General features: G+C 64.2%; 19 protein-coding genes. 5 read left to right on the top strand and 14 right to left on the bottom strand.

All coding sequences use genetic code 11. The features are described 5' to 3' along the window. Positions 1–35 precede the first annotated feature (35 nt). The 4 genes from G3T36_RS05855 to G3T36_RS05840 form a co-directional block, all read right to left on the bottom strand. The gene (locus tag G3T36_RS05855; RefSeq protein WP_163288613.1) at positions 36–905 is read right to left on the bottom strand and encodes a carbohydrate ABC transporter permease; all 870 of its coding nucleotides are present in this window, start codon (positions 903–905) and stop codon (positions 36–38) included. Then, positions 895–1878: a carbohydrate ABC transporter permease gene (locus G3T36_RS05850; RefSeq protein ID WP_163288612.1), complete on the bottom strand. Its 984-nt coding sequence runs from the start codon at positions 1876–1878 to the stop codon at positions 895–897. The genes G3T36_RS05855 and G3T36_RS05850 overlap by 11 nt, the downstream gene beginning before the upstream one ends. Before the next feature lie 4 nt (positions 1879–1882). Beyond that, the gene (locus G3T36_RS05845) at positions 1883–3130 is read right to left on the bottom strand and encodes an ABC transporter substrate-binding protein (protein WP_338031477.1); all 1248 of its coding nucleotides are present in this window, start codon (positions 3128–3130) and stop codon (positions 1883–1885) included. A gap of 119 nt (positions 3131–3249) precedes the next feature. Beyond that, the gene (locus tag G3T36_RS05840) at positions 3250–4590 is read right to left on the bottom strand and encodes an alpha-L-fucosidase (RefSeq protein WP_193571008.1); all 1341 of its coding nucleotides are present in this window, start codon (positions 4588–4590) and stop codon (positions 3250–3252) included. A 112-nt stretch (positions 4591–4702) separates the two neighbouring features. Between G3T36_RS05840 and G3T36_RS05835 the strand changes: the two genes are divergently transcribed. Next, positions 4703–6076 carry an alpha-L-fucosidase gene (locus G3T36_RS05835; RefSeq protein ID WP_163288610.1) on the top strand — a complete coding sequence of 458 codons (1374 nt, stop codon included), beginning with the start codon at positions 4703–4705 and terminating at the stop codon, positions 6074–6076. Between the two features lie 18 nt (positions 6077–6094). Here the strand turns inward: G3T36_RS05835 and G3T36_RS05830 are convergent, their stop codons facing one another. Continuing rightward, positions 6095–6979, bottom strand: coding sequence for an NmrA/HSCARG family protein (locus G3T36_RS05830; protein WP_163288609.1), 885 nt, complete (start codon positions 6977–6979; stop codon positions 6095–6097). Between the two features lie 51 nt (positions 6980–7030). Between G3T36_RS05830 and G3T36_RS05825 the strand changes: the two genes are divergently transcribed. Then, positions 7031–7531, top strand: a complete 501-nt coding sequence (locus G3T36_RS05825; RefSeq protein ID WP_163288608.1) for a MarR family winged helix-turn-helix transcriptional regulator — start codon at positions 7031–7033, stop codon at positions 7529–7531. On the opposite strand, the gene G3T36_RS05820 is transcribed toward G3T36_RS05825, so the two are convergent. Further along, positions 7528–8493 (bottom strand): MBL fold metallo-hydrolase, encoded by a 966-nt coding sequence (locus G3T36_RS05820; RefSeq protein ID WP_163288607.1) that lies wholly within the window; start codon positions 8491–8493, stop codon positions 7528–7530. The two genes, G3T36_RS05825 and G3T36_RS05820, sit on opposite strands and share 4 nt — an antisense overlap. Before the next feature lie 147 nt (positions 8494–8640). Between G3T36_RS05820 and G3T36_RS05815 the strand changes: the two genes are divergently transcribed. Further along, entirely contained in the window at positions 8641–9324 is a 684-nt protein-coding gene (locus tag G3T36_RS05815; protein ID WP_163288606.1) for an SDR family NAD(P)-dependent oxidoreductase, read from the top strand. Here G3T36_RS05815 and G3T36_RS05810 read toward each other — a convergent pair. After that, positions 9312–10559, bottom strand: coding sequence for an MFS transporter (locus G3T36_RS05810; protein ID WP_163288605.1), 1248 nt, complete (start codon positions 10557–10559; stop codon positions 9312–9314). The genes G3T36_RS05815 and G3T36_RS05810 overlap by 13 nt on opposite strands. 151 nt (positions 10560–10710) lie before the next feature. On the opposite strand from G3T36_RS05810, the gene G3T36_RS05805 reads away from it, so the two are divergent. Continuing rightward, complete coding sequence (locus G3T36_RS05805; protein WP_420811033.1) at positions 10711–12795, top strand: MDR family MFS transporter; 2085 nt, start codon at positions 10711–10713, stop codon at positions 12793–12795. A 60-nt stretch (positions 12796–12855) separates the two neighbouring features. Further along, positions 12856–13446, top strand: a complete 591-nt coding sequence (locus G3T36_RS05800; protein ID WP_163288604.1) for a TetR family transcriptional regulator — start codon at positions 12856–12858, stop codon at positions 13444–13446. 12 nt (positions 13447–13458) lie between these two features. Here the strand turns inward: G3T36_RS05800 and G3T36_RS05795 are convergent, their stop codons facing one another. The 7 genes from G3T36_RS05795 to G3T36_RS05765 form a co-directional block, all read right to left on the bottom strand. Beyond that, positions 13459–14451, bottom strand: a complete 993-nt coding sequence (locus G3T36_RS05795; RefSeq protein ID WP_163288603.1) for a hypothetical protein — start codon at positions 14449–14451, stop codon at positions 13459–13461. Positions 14452–14516: 65 nt separating this feature from the next. Beyond that, positions 14517–15059 carry an ATP-binding cassette domain-containing protein gene (locus G3T36_RS05790; protein WP_338031512.1) on the bottom strand — a complete coding sequence of 181 codons (543 nt, stop codon included), beginning with the start codon at positions 15057–15059 and terminating at the stop codon, positions 14517–14519. A 59-nt stretch (positions 15060–15118) separates the two neighbouring features. Continuing rightward, positions 15119–15850 carry a peptidoglycan-binding domain-containing protein gene (locus G3T36_RS19760; RefSeq protein WP_163288601.1) on the bottom strand — a complete coding sequence of 244 codons (732 nt, stop codon included), beginning with the start codon at positions 15848–15850 and terminating at the stop codon, positions 15119–15121. A gap of 286 nt (positions 15851–16136) precedes the next feature. After that, positions 16137–16757, bottom strand: a complete 621-nt coding sequence (locus G3T36_RS05780) for a hypothetical protein (RefSeq protein WP_163288600.1) — start codon at positions 16755–16757, stop codon at positions 16137–16139. 16 nt (positions 16758–16773) lie between these two features. Continuing rightward, positions 16774–17070 (bottom strand): lactococcin 972 family bacteriocin, encoded by a 297-nt coding sequence (locus tag G3T36_RS05775; protein WP_163288599.1) that lies wholly within the window; start codon positions 17068–17070, stop codon positions 16774–16776. A 252-nt stretch (positions 17071–17322) separates the two neighbouring features. After that, on the bottom strand, positions 17323–17499 hold the full coding sequence (locus G3T36_RS20135) for a hypothetical protein (RefSeq protein ID WP_163288598.1): 177 nt from the start codon (positions 17497–17499) through the stop codon (positions 17323–17325). A gap of 161 nt (positions 17500–17660) precedes the next feature. Then, the gene (locus tag G3T36_RS05765; RefSeq protein ID WP_163288597.1) at positions 17661–18017 is read right to left on the bottom strand and encodes a hypothetical protein; all 357 of its coding nucleotides are present in this window, start codon (positions 18015–18017) and stop codon (positions 17661–17663) included. Positions 18018–18107 lie beyond the last annotated feature (90 nt).

Here is an 18107-nt window from a genome sequence, read left to right as displayed (position 1 = left end):
TTGTGCCTTCCAGTGGTGGTGGTGGTCGTTGGTGTTCAGCGGCCGCCGAAGCCACCGAGTGCCACGCCCTTGATGAGCTGGCGCTGGAGGACCGCGACGATGATGAGAGACGGGATGACGGCGATGGTCGAGGCGGCCATCATGAGGCTCCACTGGGTCCCGTGCTCACCCGTGAACATGGCGAGGCCCAGCGGAACCGTCGCGAGCTCCTGGGTGTTGATGATGATGAGCGGCCACAGATACGAGTTGTAGTAGCCGACGAATGCGAAGACGCCGAGCACCGAGATCGGGGCTGTGAGCTGAGGGAGCAGTACGGACCACAGCGTGCGGAACCGGGAGGCCCCGTCGATGATGGCCGCTTCTTCGAACTCGATCGGGATGGTCAGGAAGAACTGCCGCAGCAGGAACGTGCCGAACGCCGTGAACGCGAAGGGCACGATCAGGGCCACATAGGAGTCGACCAGCCCGAGCTGGTTCATCATGATGAACAGCGGGACGACCAGCACCTCCTGGGGAAGCACGAGCGTCAACACGTAGAGCAGGAAGATGCGGTCGCGATACTTGAATCGGAGTCGCGAGAAGGCGTACGCGGAAAGCACCGCGACGATGATCGACAACAGCGCCCCGCAGGTTGCGACGAAGAACCCGTTGAAGATGAACCGGCCGAACGGCACGAGAGTCCAGGCGTCGACGAAGTTGGACCACTTCACCTCAGAACCGATGAGCGTGGGCTTCGGTGCGAACACCTCGGACTCGGGCTTCAGCGCCGTGAAGAACATCCAGATGAAGGGGAACGTGAAAACCAACGCCACGATCGCCACGGCGAATGTGTTGAGCCACGTCTTGGCCGTGACCACCCGCTGAGCGGGCCGAAGTCGGCGGCGGGTGCGCGTATTACTTCTCATAGTTGACCCACCTCTTCTGTCCCGCGAACTGCAGCGCTGTGATGAGCATCACGATGATGAACAACATCCAGGCCAGCGCGGATGCGTAGCCGAGCCGGTCGAACACGAATCCGTTGCGGTAGAGGTAGAGCACGAATGTGTTCGTGGACTCGCCTGGTCCGCCCTGGGTCAGGATCTGCGGCTGCACGAAGACCTGGAAGGCCCCGATCATCGTCATGGTCATGGTGAAGAACAGCGCGGGCGAGATCATCGGCAGGATGATCGAGCGGGTTCTCTGCCACGCGTTCGTTCCATCCATCCGGGACGCCTCGAGCAGTTCCCTCGGGATGCCCGCGATGCCTGCCGAGAGCACGATCACGTTGTAGCCGAACGACTGCCAAACCGACATCACGATGACCGAAGCGAGCGCGAACCGCGAGTCGGAGAGCCAGCTCGGCCCGGTGATCCCGATGGATGCGAGAGCGCTGTTCACGATTCCGTCGTCGCTGAGCATCAGGCGCCAGACCAGCGCGTTTGCGACCATCGGCGTGATCGCCGGCAGGAAGAAGATCACACGCCAGAAACCGGCGGCTTTGACCCGCGTGTTCAGCCACAACGACACCGCCAGCGCCAGCGCCAGATTCAGGGCGGTGTAGACGAACGCGAAGACGACGGTGTTCATCAGCACCGTGTAGAAGGTCGGGTCACTGAACAGCTTCTGATAGTTCGCGAACCCGACGAAGGTCGGAGTGCCGAAGAGCGGCCACACGAAGAGGCTGATCACCAGCGAACCCAGCAAGGGCACCAGGATGAAGAAGGTGAAGCCGGCGAGCCCCGGGCCGAGGTAGGCGAGTGCGACGAGGCCTTCGCCCTTGCGCTTGCGCTTGCCGCGCGGCGGCGTGGGATGCGGAACGTTGAACGGCCGAGTCGGAACCCCGGCGGATGCCGCCGTCTCTTCCGAGACGACGGCACCCGTGATCAGTGGCGAGGACATGCGCCTACTGCTCCACCGAGTTCTGAATGGTGGTCAGCACATCCTTGGCCGTCTTGTCACCCCTGTAGCCCTCGACGCCGTATTGGGTGAAGAGGGTTTCGACCTGGTTCCAGGTCGGGGTGGTGAGCTGCGCGGTCGCGTTTCCCAGCAGCGCCTTCACGGCCGCATATGCCTCGGGCGTCTTGCCCACGGCCCATGCATCCTGTGCGTCGACGCGTGCCGGGACGATGCCGCGCTTCGCGGCCTGGGCCTTGAGAACGCTGGTGTCCGTCATGGCCACGATCGCCTTGAAAGCAGCGTCGGGGTTCTTGCAGTTCTTCGCGATACCGAATCCGGAGCCGGCGGTCATGCCGTGCGCGTCGCCCGAGGTGCTCGGAACGATCGTCACGCCCAGCTTGAACTTGGCTGCGGAGGCGAAGGATCCGTACATCCAGGGTCCCTCGATCAGCATGTCGGCATTGCCCGAGGTGAAGGCTGCCTGACCGACATCCGAACCGTCTGCGTTCGCCGGAGGCTTTGCGATGCCTTCCTTAGCCGACAGGTCGAAGTACGACTGAACCTGGTCGACGAGCTTGGAGTTGGTCAGGTTGAGCTTGCCGCCCTTGACCGCCTGCGCGCCATCAGCGATGGCCCATGCATTCGGGAAGAAGAAGCCTCCCTCGATCGCCAGCGCCTTGTGGTCGCCCCTGGTCAGCTTCTTCGCGTCGGAGAGGAACTGATCACGCGTGTACGTCGCGCCCGGGAGCGTCAGGCCGGCCTTCGTGAACGCGTCCGCGTTGTAGTAGAGGACGATCGGCTCGGCGTCGTAGGGGATGGCGCGGATGGTGCCGTCCACCGTCATGCCCTTGAGCATGGACTTGTCGAACCCCGAGGTGTCGAGCTTGTTCTTCTTGATCAGGTCGTTCAGCGGGAGCAGGAGGCCGGAGAGCTCCTGCGCCCGAGCCGCCTGGGTGGTGAGCAGGCACGGCGGGTTAGGGCCGCTCAGTCGCGTCTTCACCTTGGTCCAGTAGTCGGCGAAGCTCGGACCCTCGATGGTCACATCGAGTTTCGGATCGACCTTCTTGCCGAGGGTGATGAAGTCCTGCCACTGGTCGTGGTCGCTCTGGCTTCCAACCCAGGTGTACAGGGCGATCGGGCCGGCAGCTGAAGTGCCGCCTCCCCCGCTCGCACATCCCGCGAGCGCCGTGAGCGCTCCTGCGAGCAGAATTGCGGTTCCGATCCGGGTTGCGCCCCGTTTGTCTCGTAGTGTCACTTGCTGTGCCTCCTCCATTGGATTCATCATGTGATCGCCGTGTATCCGTGATCCTATAGGGTGTTGGCTATAGAATGCAAGAGAAGATTAGCCGACTCACGAATTCTTGATTTCCGAGGCTATCGAGCGTCCTTGAAGCGAATGAGGGTGGGCCCGGCAACCGTCGGCTCCGGCAACGTCGTGACGAGCGCGCCACGGTCGAACGAGACCCCGATCCGGGTGCCATCGGCGAGCTGGGCGCTCGACGTCGACACCTCGAGTGGGGCTGGGATGCGAACCTCGCCGACCGCGTCGACGAAGGCGTTGACGACGTCTCCGGTTCGCGTCCAACGCACCCATGGCGCGTCGGCGGCGGTGTTGGTCGAAGCATCGAGCGGCTGAGAGCCGAAAACGGCCTCCCCGTTGATCGCATTCCAGGCGGCGAGATGTTCCAGGGTGCGGCGCTGGAGGTCCGGCACGGTACCGCGGGCAGTCAGGCCGATATTGAGGAGGAGGTTTCCGCCACGCGAGACGATGTCCACGAAGGACTTCACCGCATCCGGGCCACTGAGCATGTGGGACTCGTCTTCGACCTGGTTGTACCCGAACGAGAAGCCGATGCCGCGGCAGTTCTCCCACGCGCCGGAACCTTCAACGGAGGTGCCTTGCTGGTACTCGCTGGTGCGGAAGTCCCAGTGCGTCTCGCCCCAGCGATCGTTGGAGACCCCATCCGGTCGAATCGCATAGAACTTCTCGAAGAGATTCTCCATGCTGAACGGGCCGGAGGGCTTGCCCGCATCCGGCCACTCGATGTCACCCCACAGGATGTCGGGAGAGTAGCGGTCGAGGAGGTCGTCGACGTGCTTGTATGCGTACTCCGCGTAGGCCGCGTCGAGAGGCCGCGCGAACTGAGCGCCCTCGTCCGTGATCGGCGGCAGTTGCGAGAAGTGCCAGTCGAGACCGCCGGAATAGTAGACACCGAACCTCAGGCCGGCGTCGCGCGTCGCCTTTTCAAAGGCGCCGATGAGGTCGCGCTGAGGACCTCGGGTGACGGTGTTCCGCCCACCGGTGCCCGGCGCATCCCAGAGAGTCACTCCGTCGTGATGTTTTGTGGTCGGCACGAAGTAGCCGGCGCCGGTGCTCTTCACGAGTGCGAGGAGTTCGTCGGGGGCGAAGTCGGCTGGGTCCCACTGGTCGAGGAAGTCGTCGTACGGCGCGCCACCATGGACCTGCTTCTGGTGCTCGGCGGCCGGACTGCCCTCGATGCGGATGGTATTGAAATACCACTCCGCATAAGGATTGTGCTTGAACCAGTGACCCTTCTCGATGGTCCCGAGCTCGCCCAGCGGCTCCGCCCAGGCGGGAACCGAGTACGGACCCCAGTGCACGAAGACGCCGAGCTTCGCGTCACCGAACCATCGCGGAACCTCGCGCTCGAACCTGCGATAGTTCTCGGGGCGGACGGGGTCGTCAGTGAACATGGCCACGCGAGGTTCTCCTTTTCGCTGGGCGGATTGCAGATTGCGGTCTGTCTCAATATCCTATAGGCAATAGGTATTTCTACAAGGTCCACTCGAAGGAGAGTCTCGCCCCGTGTCTTCCACGCAAGCTTCGATACCCGATTCCTTTATCCGCCCCGCTGATGTCCAGTTGCAGGGTGGCGAGTGGTTCACCGGGGCCGGCTTCGGTCTGTTCGTGCACTGGGACCAGGCCAGTCAGCAGGGCATCGAGATCTCGTGGCCTCTCGTCGGCCGTTCCATCATCCCCGGTTCCGAAAACGTCGAGGACGACGTGTCCGTCGAGCAGTACCAGTCGACTGCGGCAACGTTCAACCCTGTCGAGTGGGATCCCGTTGCGCTTGCCCGACTCGCGAAGCAGGCCGGAGCGCGCTACGTCGTCTTCACTGCACGGCACCACGCGGGCTATTCCATGTTTCACACCGCATACTCCGATTTCGGCATCCAGAATTCGCCGTTCGGACGCGACATCACCCGCGAGCTCGTAGAGGCGATCCGCGCGGAGGGCATCCGTGTCGGGATCTACTACAGCCTCTCCGACTGGCACCACCCCGACTATCCGGCATTCCAGATGAGCGACCGGCCCTACCCTGCTGAGCATTGGCCGGCGGCCGGCGAACCCGCCAATGCGGGCACTCCGGTCGCCGAGGATCGGCACCGCCGCCCGACCCCCGAGCAGTGGGCTCGCTATCAGGACTACCTGCGCGGCCAGCTGACCGAGCTGCTGACGGACTACGGAACCATCGACCTCCTGTGGTTCGACGGGGAATGGGAGCGCTCCGAAGAGGAATGGGACAGCGCCGGGCTCCGGGCACACATCAAATCGCTGCAGCCGGATGTGGTCATCAACGACCGCCTGCTCGGCCAGGGAGACTACAAGACGCCGGAGCAGGGCTTCCCGGTCACCCCACCGGCCGGCCCGTGGGAGCTCTGCCTGACGATCGGCGAGATGTGGGCCTGGCGTCCGGACGACACGAAGAGCAAAAGCACGGTTTCGCTGATCACCACGATGATCGAGGTCGCGAGCCGCGGTGGCAACCTCCTGCTGAACATCGGCCCGAAGGGCGACGGGAGCCTCAATGAGTCACAGGTGCGCACTCTGACGGAGATCGGCGGCTGGATGGACGCGCACGCCGAAAGCGTCATCGGCGTTTCACCCACACAGGGCATCGACTTCTACGGTCCCTCCACGGCGCGGCCAGGCACGCTCTACCTGCACCTCGTCATGCGTCCCATCGAGCAACTCGTCGTGCGCGGCATCCCGGTCGATCGCGTCCGTTCGGTGCGACTGTTGGCGACCGGCGAGGAGCTCCCGTACACGGTCAACGTCGAGGTTCACGAAGCGGCGGAACAGGTGGGTGAGGCGCTCGGCGAACTGCATATCCCCGCGCCTGTCCCGTCTGGAGCGCCGATCGATGTCGTCGCCATCGACTTCGCACACATCGGGTAGAGCGCGGGGCTGAAGCGGTCAGGCGGCGAGGTGCCAGCCCGACGCGGCCAGCCAGGCCGGCAGATCGAGGGCGTCCGGGACGAGTGCGCGGGTGGCTTCGAAATCGGCCTGATACGCGGGCGTCTCAGCGAACCAACGGAACATGTCCGCAGTGTCACCGAAAGCGGCGATGGCCTCGAGCGGGAGAGCTTCGTACCGTGCCGGCAATCCTGCGTATGCCCCGATGGTCTTCGCAATCTGAGATCCGGTGAGGGTGTCGCCAGCGATCTCGATGCTCTCGCCTTCGACTGCCGTCCCACCGAGCAGGATCGCGGCGGCGGCGCGGCCGATGTCGCGCACTGCGACCATCTGCAGCGGGATGCCATCGGGCAGCGCCAACCGGACGACAACCTCCCCACCCTCGACGCTCGTCGCGAATCCGGACAGGTTGTCCATGAACAGGACGGGCCGAAGGAAGGTGTGATGGATCCCGAGGGCCTCGATGTGCTCCTCGACCCGGCGTTTGCTCTCGAAGTGCGGCACACCTGATTCGCGCTCAGCACCACCGACCGTGCTCAATACAAGGTGCGGAACACCGACGCGTGCCGCGGCATCGGCGATCGCAATGCCGACCTCGGTCTCCCGTTCCGTACCGCCCTCGAGCGGCGTCGTCATTGCGAACGCGGCATCCACCCCGTCGAACAGCGCATCGAGAGACGCGGCGTCACCCAGGTCACCGATCGACAGTTGGACCCCTCGATCGGCCAGACTCTGCGCCGCGGGCTTGTCGGGATCACGCACCAGGGCACGCACCCGAGCACCGCGCGCGAGCAGCGCGTCGACGACTGAGCCGCCCTGCTTTCCTGTCGCCCCCACTACGGCGATCAAAGGCGAGCCGGTGGATGGTGTGAGACTGGTAGACATGATGTTCTCCTCTTCGATTGTCGGACACCGAGAGAAAACGATAGCCGGCTAATGAATATTCCGAAGGCGCCCCCGACGACAACGAGGCCCGCGGATTTCACTGCGGAGATCGACGGCGTCATCAGTCCGCTGATCCCGACGCTCGCGCGTGCACATCGCGCGATGTCGCAGGAACTGCTTCGGGGCACCGGGCTCAGCGCCGGTCAAGAGCTGCTGATCATGCGGCTCTTCGACGGCCCTCCGCAATCGCAGGCCGAGCTCACCCGCTGGCTGGGGGTGGAGCCGCCGACGACCGCAAAGATGCTCGCCCGCATGGAGAAGGCGGGAGTCGTGGAGCGTGTGCGGTCGGAGAAGGATCGTCGCCTGACCCTCGTCAGTCTCACACCGGCCGGGCGCGCACTGCACGAGCGCGTCTCGAGCGTCTGGGACGACCTCGAAAACGTGACGACAGCCGGCCTCTCCGACTCCGAGGTTCAGCAGCTGGAAAGCCTCCTGCGTCGACTGATCTCCAACCTCCTGGACGACCAGGGGTCACCAGACGTTCCCTCCTAAGGGTGCACCTGCGAGCCGAGGCCTTTGTCCAGGCGTAGCGACTGCATGAGCATGAAGGTCGTCGTGTAGGTGAGCGGCTCGATGTCCGCCGCGGCGAGCACCCCGGTGTACTTCTCCACGACCGGCCGAGTGGCGGTGGTGGTGATCTCCGTCAGATAGCCGTTCACCCATCCCCACGCGTTCTGGCCGTACTTCCCGAAGTACTTCGTGGGGTCGACGGATGCCAGGGCCGCCTGCGATGCGGCGACCACGTCGGCGATATAGGCCTGGTGCAGTTCCACGTCGGCGCGGGTGCCGAGTCGTCCCAGATGGCCGGCGATGAGGTGCGTCCAGGAGAACTCGAGCGCCTGGCCGGCTGCGGCGATGTATCCCGGCATGTCCTCGCTGAGGTTCGAGTTGAAGATCGGCACCCATCCCGGGTTGACGATGTCGATGAGCATGAGCGCGTCGTGATCGGGGAAGTGGATGAAGATGTTGTCCTGGGTGTGATTCGGGCCACGGAACACCAGTTCAACCCGCTCGCCGCCGACCTCCAGCGTGTAACCGTCGGTGAAGGTCACCTCCGGTGCGGGCCGCGTCGGGTCGTCATCGCGGAGCAGCAGCCGCCTGGTCTCGGCGTGCCCGATCAGGGTCGCGCCGGGGAAGAGGCTCGCGGCGCCGGCATGGTCTGCGTGATGATGCGAATACACCAGGTGCGTCACCGTGTTCGGGGTGCCTTCGGTCTCGGCGATCTCGTCGATCGCGCGTTGCAGGTTGTGGCCGAGGGTCGGGGGTGCGTCGAACAGGACGACGCCATCGGGGGTGGCGAGGAACGCCGCCACGTAGACGCTGTCGGTCACCCAGAACAGGTTCCGCTCCACTCTTCCGACGTAGTAGCCCTGCTCATTGACGGCGGGGCCGAGGGCGGATTCGGGCAACGGCGCGTAATCCGGGAGAGCCAGAGTGTCGACTGAATCGGACATCGTGTACTTCCTTCGCGGTTGGTGCGGGCCGCGCCCGCACGGGGTCTGTCATTCGCGGGCAACATTAGACCTTTTTATTTGCGTGCGCAAGCATTATTATGGCTCTCGTTGGATGAACTGCAGCCATCGATGAATACGGAGGACATGATGGATGAAGAATCGGTCGCGATTGTCGTCGGCGCGGGCGGCGCGCTCGGCAGAGCGGTAGCGATCGGCCTCGCGGCCAAAGGCCATTCGGTCGTTGCCGTGGACCGAAACGAGGCGGGCCTCGAACAGCTTCCCGACGGCATCCGTCGCGAAGTCGCCGACGCCACCGATCCCGCTGCCGCTGCGGCGGTCGTCGAGAAGATCGCGAGCGAGGTCGGTCCGCCGAGGGTGCTCGTGAACACGGTCGGCGCGTTCGCCCTGGACGACCTCGGCAGTGCGACCCCCGACGCTCTCACGCGGATGATGGACGTCAACCTCGGCGCCGCTCTCTGGCTGAGCCAGGCCGTTGCGCCGCACATGCGCGAGCTCGGCTCCGGCTCCATCGTCCACGTCGCGGCGCGCAACGCGCTGGAAGCGTCCACGGGCACGCTGACCTACAGCCTGAGCAAGGTGGCCCTCGCACACCTGGTGCGCATCCTCGACATAGAGCTGCGTCCCGCGGGCATCCGCGTCAACGCCGTTGCGCCGCAACTGCTCGACAGTCCGTACGCGAGAGCATCCCTCCCTCCCGAGGTCGTGCAGCACGCCGTAGCTCCCGAAGCCATCGCCGAGATCATCGTCGCCCTCTCCGGGGACAGCACGGCGCCGGTGAGCGGTGCGATCGTGCCCGCCTACGGCAGCTGAGGATCAGGACTCCCCACCCGCCTGTGGAGCGCGACGAGGCCGATCGACGCGATGAGGGCGAACACAGCAGGGATCACGAACACGAGCGGGAGCCCGATCGTGCCGGCCCCGATACCGCCGACGAGGCCGCCGAGCGCTGAGCTCAGTGCCGGCGCGGTGATGAAGATCGCCGACGCGGTCGCGATGGCGGTCGGCAGGAGCCGCTGGGCCACGATGATGCCGAGCCCCGCGAACACCCCCCAGACGCCGCCCATCAGGACCTGACCAGCGAAGAGGCCGACCGCTGTCCCGGTTGTCGCGAAGAGAAGGTTCGCCCCGACGCCGAAGAGCGCTCCGATCGCCATGAGCGGGATCATGCCCATCCGTCGGGCGACGACCACGGCCACCGGCATGAGGGCGAGTTCGACGAGCGGCTGGATGCCGATGATGGCGCCGCTCAGCGCTGCCGGAAAGTGCAGCTGCTCGTTCATGTAGATCGGCAGATAGGCGTACTTGATGGGCTCGCCGGCGTAGACGAGGATGAACAGCCCGGTGAACGCGAGAAGCGGAGCCATCGCCCGCAGGGGCACGTGGGGGCGCGCACTGTCGGTGCCCGAGTCGGTATCGGGGATGCCCACAGCGCGCGCTGGGCCCGCGTCCTCGCGCAGCCTTCCCAGGGGAACGATCTGGGCGAGGGTGCAGGCCGCGGTCGCGACCAGCATGACTCGGAGGCTCGACTGCGCTGCGAGGTAGGACCCGGCGACAGGGCCGATCACCCACCCGAAGGTCAGGGCCATTCGAACGATCGAGACGACGCCGTCGCCGTTCGGAGTCGGGTGCGCCGCCAGCTCGTCGTGGATCGCGGCGAAGAGCTGAGACGCCGCTGACCCGGCGAAACCCAGGATGACGGCGCTGATGACGAACGGCATCCAGAGCTGACCGGAGAAGGCGATGGCGAGCCAGCCGAGTGCACCTGCTACCGCGCTCAGCCTGAAGAGACCGAGCCTGCGACCGGTGCGGTCGGAGCGGCGTCCGATCAGGTAGCCGGCGATCGGCGCCGTGAGGTTGGTGAGGTAGTACAGGCCTGCAACCGTGAGCGAGCTGCCGAGATCGCGGACCAGGAACTGCGCGATCTGCGGCGCGGCCGCCGACGTCCCGAGCCCGGAGAGGAACAGAGCGATGGTCGAACCGCGGTAGAGCCGGTTCTGGAGCACGACTCGCACGGCCGACGGTGTGCGGGTGAGCTGGATTGTCATCGGTCTCCATCGAGCGAAAGGCGTGAAAAACCGTTCAATGATCGGTTTTATGCGATGGTACTCCTCTAAGCAGACTTGCAGTTACGCAGGTATGCATTCGTGTATTATTGCGTAGTCTGCAAAAATTGCACTAACCCATTGAAGGATTGTCTTGTCTACAGCAACCGCGCCCGCGAAGGCGCATCCCGTGGCACTTCCGCCGCAGGAATCGAAGCCGATCATGTCCCACCGGCAGATTCTCCTCGTCATCTACGGCCTCATGGCGGGCATGTTCCTCTCCTCGCTCGACCAGACGATCGTCGGTACGGCGATCCGGACGATCGGTGACGACCTCCACGGCCTCAACGACCAGGCGTGGGTCACCACGGCCTACCTGATCACCTCGACGATCGCCGTTCCCATCTACGGCAAGCTGTCCGACATCTTCGGCCGCCGCCCGCTGTACATCTTCGGAATCGTCGTGTTCCTGCTTGGCTCACTGTTGTCGTCGCTTTCGACGTCGATGCTCATGCTCGCCGCGTTCCGCGCCTTCCAGGGAATCGGTGCCGGCGCACTCATGTCGCTCCCGCTGGCGATCATGGGAGACATCCTGGCACCGCGTGAGCGCGCCAAGTACCAGGGCTACTTCCTGGCCGTCTTCGGCATCTCCTCGGTGATCGGCCCGCTGATCGGCGGCCTGTTCGCCGGCGCCAACCAGATCCTCTTCGTCACCGGGTGGCGCTGGGTCTTCCTCATCAACGTCCCCATCGGGATCATCGCCCTCCTCATGGTGCTGGCGTTCCTGCATCTTCCGAAGTTCCACAAGTCCGCGAAACCGCGCATCGACTGGTGGGGTGCGACCGCGGTCATCGTGACACTCGTTCCGGTGCTGCTCGTCGCAGAGCAGGGGCGCGACTGGGGCTGGAGCTCAGCCGGCTCGATCGCCTGCTACGTGATCGCCGCCGTCGGCCTGCTCACGTTCATCCTCGTCGAGCGCCACATGGGCGACGACGCGATCATTCCGCTCCGCCTGTTCCGCTCGCGGGTGTTCTCGATGGCGACAGTCCTCGGTGTTCTCGTGGGCTTCGGGATGTTCGGCGCGATGCTGACCCTCCCGCTCTACCTGCAAATCGTCTTCGGGCTGAGCCCGACCGCATCCGGTTTCGCCACGCTGCCGATGATGGCCGGCCTGATGCTCGCATCCATCGTCTCGGGCCAGATCATCTCGCGCACCGGCAAGTACCGCATCTTCCCGATCACGGGAACGCTGTTCACCGCAGGCGGGTTCTTCGTGCTCACGTTCCTCACGATCGACAAGCCGCTCTGGTACCTGATGATCGCGATGTTCCTCATCGGTCTCGGCCTCGGCCAGATGATGCAGACCCTCACGCTGGCCAGCCAGAACGCGGTGGCCCCGAACCAGATGGGCGTGGCCACGGGTGCCTCGACGTTCTTCCGCCAGATCGGCGGAACGCTCGGTGTCGCCGTGTTGCTCTCCGTGCTGTTCGCCGCCCTGCCGACCAACATCGTCAATGCGACAGCCGACAAGGCGACGCTGAGCTCGGCGCTCGACGCCGCGCTCACGCCGGCCGTAGCGGATGCGCCGAACAACAAGGCGATCGTGAAGCAGCTCTGGACGCCGATCGTCACGCCGATCGAAACGCAGATCCAGGGTGAGCTGACCTCGGCGACCACCAAGGCGAAGGCTGCTGCGGACGCCGCCGTGACGCAGAAGGTCACCGACGCCGTCAACGCCCAGGTGGCCGCCGGTGTTATCCCGGCCGAAGCCGTGCCGACGATCATCAGCCAGCAGGTCGCTGCCGCGACGCCGACTGCAGAGACAGCGGCACTCGCCGCGGTCGCGAAGGCCGCACACGCGAGCGTCGTCAACGGCACCGTCGAGGTGAACTGGGCCAACGACAGCCAGCGCGGTTACTACGTCGACAAGCTCACGCCGACCCTGGCGACCGAGCTGAAGAAGGGCGACTCGAAGGCGAACAGTTCGAGCAACAGTTCGACGAGCGACACGTCCTTCCTCGACGGCGCCGACAAGCGCCTCAGCAAGCCGTTCATGGTGGGCTTCAACAGCTCCGTGATCACGGTCTACACGATCGGTCTCGGGGTCATCCTGCTCGCGTTCGTCCTGAGCATCTTCTTCAAGGTGCCGCCGCTGCGGAAGACGTCGGCTCTGCAGCAGCGCGCAGACGAAGCGGGTTCCACCGCGACCGGGAGCATCCGGGCGGTGCCGGTCTCCTGACCCGGGAGCGGGCGGCGTCCCAGCGACGCCGCCCGCCTTCGGCAGTAACGGATTGAGATCATGACGATTCTTGAGACCAGCCCCGAGGCCGTCGGCCTCCGTGAGCGTAAGAAGCAGCAGACCAGAAGCACCATCCACGAGACCGCGTTCCGTCTGATCGACGAACAGGGCCTCGACGCAACCACGGTCGACCAGATCTGCCACGAGGCGGATGTGTCGTCGCGCACCTTCTTCAACTACTTCCCGTCGAAGGCCGCCGCAGCGCTCCGCTTCCAGGGCGCATCCATCGATCCTGACGTCGAGGAGGCGTTCCTCTCCGCCCGCGGCAGCCTCGTCCTGGCCCTCTGCGACGTGATCGGCGGCAGTGCTGAGCGTGGCCCCAACGTCACGCGCGTGAAGCAGCTTCTCGCCCACCGCCCCGAACTCCTGACGACCGCGACGCAGATGATGGTCGAGGCACGCGAGATGTTCATCGACCTCGCGGTTCAGCGCGCGAAGGACCGGGAGCAGGCCGAACTCGCCGTGGGCCTGGTGCTGGCCGCCTTCAACATGACGCTGCGCGACGGCAGCAATTCGGATGCGCCCATCGCCGAACAGTTGAAGGCCACGGTGCACCGGCTCCTTGCGGTCGGTGACGCCGAGCTGACGTAGTCGTACTCTGAGTCACCGCGTCTTGAAGTAGCGAAACAGGTGTTTCTCTTTGATGGTGGTTACGCCGAGCGAAGCGCCAGCAAAAGCACCGAGCCAAAGCGGTACTGCCGCGGAGAGACCTGGGACAAGCGTGGCCGAGACCCCTCCATTGAGAGTGGAAGCAGCCAAGACTGCGATCGGGACGATGAGAGCTGCCGACAGCAGGACCAATGCGAGCGCCTCGAGGGTAACGATTGCCAGCAACGCTCGTCGTGACACCCCCGCATGGAGTGCAGACGCGAGGGAGAGTCTCCTGGTGCGCACGCCGACTAGCCCCAGAACGAATCCACCAAGGGCTGTGCAGGCACCGGCACATCTCGTGATTCTCTGTTGGAACAGGACGTTCCCGTCGAACGATTTTCCTCGGGTCGGATTCAGCTGCGCGATGGCGGGCTGCTTCGATTTGTCACTCGACACGTGCATCGTCGACAGCAATGCGGTGGTCATGTCCTTCGCAGGCCACGTGTCCACCCAACACTCATCAAAGGTGCCCGCAGAGTTTGTGGGAGCGATGGCCGCGTACGAGAAGCCCGGCCTTCTTCCGTCGTCGGGATAGGCATAGGTAGCCGCGACACGCACGCGGGTCTCAGAGGTTGGAATCGAACCCTGGCCGGAGAGTCCGAGCGCTTTAGACGCTTCCGGGCCAAGCAGAACGCCCGGGGTCCGAACTTCAGCACCAATTACCGCGACGAATCCCGGCGAAGCATCACTGACGGGTATCGGTGAGCGCGGCAGGACGACCGGTTTGAGCTGCTTCGTCGTTGTCCGCAAAGCGCCGGAGGCGCGAACGCCTGGCATCCCGGTCAGGCGGTCGCAACGGTCGCCATCGATCCGGCCTTCAGCAGTCAGGATCGAAATCGAGGCTCCGCTCCGGTGGTAGTCCTGGGCCTGCTCGAGCAGCTGTTGGATCGACGTGATGTCCGCGCCCCCGACAAGGATGGCGACGATGACTGCCGACGCTGCCAAGCCACGGGTGCGTGCCGTTCCCGAGACAACATTTCGCCACGCCTCGCGAACAATCGCGCGAGACCTCATGCGTCGCTCTCAGGAGCCTGAAGTCGCAGGTGATCCGTGCAAGCGTCGCGGGTGTCGAGGTCATGTGTCGCGACCACGACAATCGTCTCGGTGGCTACAATCGCACTGATCGCTGCGTTGACCGCCGTCGCCGTTTTTCGATCCAGCTGCGCTGTAGGTTCGTCGACCAGGAACAGATCGGGGCTGGATGCGAGCCCTCGAGCGAGCATCAGTCGCTGAGCCTCACCTCCGGACAACTCGCGAAACGGTCTGTCCGCCGAGGGAAGCAAACCGAACGTGTCAAGCATGCTGTCTGCACGGCGATCCGCCTCGCGCGGAGACAGTCCCTGTGCCAGGTACGGGAGCGCGACATGGTCTCGTGCTGACCGATGGGGGCTTCCATGCGGGTTCTGAAAGACCCAGCCAGCGCGTGAAAACTTCGGGACGACGATGATGCCTTCCGCAGGCTTGAGCCATTGCGCCAGGAGGGCGAGGAGCGTGCTTTTTCCTGTACCGGATGGACCGGTGAGCGAATAGACGCGTCCAGATCTCAGCTCCACATTGAGACCCCGGAAGAGCCAGGGACCACCGTCAAAGCGGTGGCCGACGTCCGAGAGAACTATCTGCACGATGGGTGGCGCTCCGGTGACACGTCCACGCGCGCGGGCGCCAGTGCCTTGACGAACTCGACCAGGGTCTCGCCCAGCTGAGAACCCAGGATGTGGACTCGGTAGGGAACGCCCTTGGATGCGACGCAGCCGTCCGTCCCCTGCAGGTCGTAAACCGCGCTCGGAGGGACGACGGACACGGCAATCGGGTCTGCAAGCACAAGCTGAGCGGGAATCGGCGCATTCGCGTCGGAAGAATCGGAGGTTGCGTGGACACCCAATGCAGCGACATCGGAGACGTGAACGTCACCGTTCGGATCCGCCGGAAAATGAGCATTCCCGGCCTTCACGATCCGTGAGCCTCGGAGTAGATCTGTTGGTAGGTCGGTGATCGTGACCTTTGGAGACATGCTGGTAAAGGCCGCCAGCGCCGCCCCCTTCTGCACCTCCGCTCCGATGGAAGCATCGCAGCTCGATATCGCTACTGTGGCTGCCGGAATCCAGATGAAAGACGCGGCAGGCACACCGCCCGGCTGAAGGGTCACGCCAATTCGCGCGAGTGCCGACTTCGCTGCTGCAAAGGTCCGTTTTCCCATCACCCCGTCAGACGTGAGCTGGAAACCGAGCCGGTTCAGTTCGTCCTGGAGCGCCCGAACGTCCTCACCCCGTGTCTCCGGAGTCAGATCCCGCCAGAGAGGGGCCGCCGTCGCCAACGCCAGTTTCGGGATGCCGTCCAGAGACAACGGTGTATCGCCCGAGCTGACGGTCGCCCCTTGCGCGCAGGTGAACGCGGTTACTGTGCCCGCGCCGGGCGCGAAGAGCTGAGCGGGCGCCGCACCCGCAAGGGACAGTTGCACGTCGCGCGCGTCGTCGAAATGGTCGTGTCCGACGGCGATCTCGCTCGTTCCAGGGGCTGCCCTGAGGTCTTCGGGGGGACTGGCTAGCGTGGCCCCTGCAAGTGCTGCGCCGGCAGAGGCAGCCACAGCGACGAGTACGGCCAACCAGCCAACCAGATTCGCGTGCGACCGACTACCCACCAAGGCGTCCCTCGGGATCGGTGGTGCACGACGTGACCGAATTGTCGTCCGACGACGGAATGTCTCCCGCCTCATAGTCCTTGACCCCGTAGCCCGGCCCCACCAGCCCCTTGCGCTTGAAACAGTCGATCATGGCCTGTCGCAGGTCTTTGTTCGACGGGTTCACTCGCATCTGTAGGTAGAAGTAGGCGATGGGCCACTCTCCGGAATCATCAGAGCATCTCGTTAGGTTGTTGTGCGTCTCATCAGCCGTCATCGAAGGAGGTTGATTGAGAACGGCTCCGCCGAAGTCGTACTTCGTCAACGCTATTCCGGCCGCCGAGAGACAAGCGGCGTATCGCTGCTTCATCTCTGCATACTCTTGGTCGGAGATCACACCGTCCCGAAGTGCTTCTTTGATCTCGGGCGACGACGCCTTCTCGTACTCCTGGCGAACTTCGTCCGACCAGGACCCGGATTGCTGCGCCCGTTCGCCTTCGGGTTGCCGATTCGGGCTGGCGCACCCGGTCAGGACTAAGGCCGCCAACGCTAACAGGGCAGGTACCAGAACTCTGTGCTTGCTCAATTTGGTCGCTCTCGATTCGAAGGAAACGAATGGTGTCGCGCTTGTCACGCGACACCATTCGTTATTACTGCACGTCGTAGTAGGCCTTGTTGCCACCGAGTGCCGAGATTGCCTGTGTATACGACCAAGACCCTGGCTTGATCCAGTAAGAAGACACAGTGTTCACGCCAACCGCTGTAGATCTGTGCACGCGCGAGTTGTGGAGGTAGTCCGAGGTGGTGTATTTCCCGGACACACCGTATTTCCAGGTGCCACCCTCGGGGTACGCGGTCGTGATGGCGGCTTGGGCGCCCGTTACGCCGACGGTGAGCAGCGCGGCCGTCGCGGCAGCGAGAGCGAGCACCTTGGTGAGTGATTTCATGTGTGTCTCCTTGTGAAGGTTTTCCTGTGACCCCTAGTTGAAGCGACCGAAGGCCGCGACATAACTACGCGTCGGCCTTAGATAACCAGTTGCCGCAGGCCAACAGACCCAAATTTCAGCTGATCTGGGTGTTCTTCAGTAGTGCCTGCGGGGTTCTTAAGTAGTGCCCGCGGAATTATTAAGTAGTGTTTGTGCCTCAAGTACGTAGTCTGGGTCGCCGAGTTCGACTCCTACGAGCGGCGGCCGGGGCAGCTACTCTGCGGCCTGGACGGAACGGAACGTCTCCACGAGCGGCGTGAACAGGGGATGCGCGGACTCGATGCCGGTGATGTCGGCGACCAGCTCATCCGCTGAACGCTCCTGCAACATCGCCTGCAACTCGACGCTCTGCGAGTCGTCGGGTACGTCGAACCGCAGAACCGCTGCCACGGCGGCCAGCAGGGCCGCCGGTGTCGTTCCGCTCTCCGCGAGTTCCGCCGCCGGACCGATGAAGGGGACTGGCTAGCGTGGCCCCTGCGAGTGCTGCGCCGGCAGAGGCAGCCACAGCGACGAGTACGGCCAACCAGCCAACCAGATTCGCGTGCGACCGACTACCCACCAAGGCGTCCCTCAGGATCGATCGTGCACGACGTGACCGAATTGTCGTCCGACGACGGAATGTCTCCCGCCTCATAATCCTTGAGCCCGTAGCCCGGCCCCACCAGCCCCTTGCTCTTGAAACAATCGATCATGGCCTGTCGCAGGTCTTTGTTCGACGGGTTCACTCGCATCTGCACGTAAAACATGGCGATGGGCCACTCCCCGGAATCATCCGAGCATCTGCTTTCCATGTTGTGCGTCTCATCCGCCGTCATCGAAGGAGGTTGATTGAGAACGGCTCCGCCGAAGTCGTACTTCGTCAACGCTATTCCGGCCGCCGAGAGACAAGCGGCGTATCGCTGCTTCATCTCTGCATACTCTTGGTCGGAGATCACACCGTCCCGAAGTGCTTCTTTGATCTCGGGCGACGACGCCCTTTCAAACTGCTGGCGAACTTC

Source organism: Leifsonia tongyongensis (genome assembly GCF_010686705.1).
In the GTDB taxonomy this organism is placed as follows: domain Bacteria; phylum Actinomycetota; class Actinomycetes; order Actinomycetales; family Microbacteriaceae; genus Diaminobutyricibacter; species Diaminobutyricibacter tongyongensis.
This window is presented reverse-complemented; position numbering and strand designations above follow the sequence as displayed.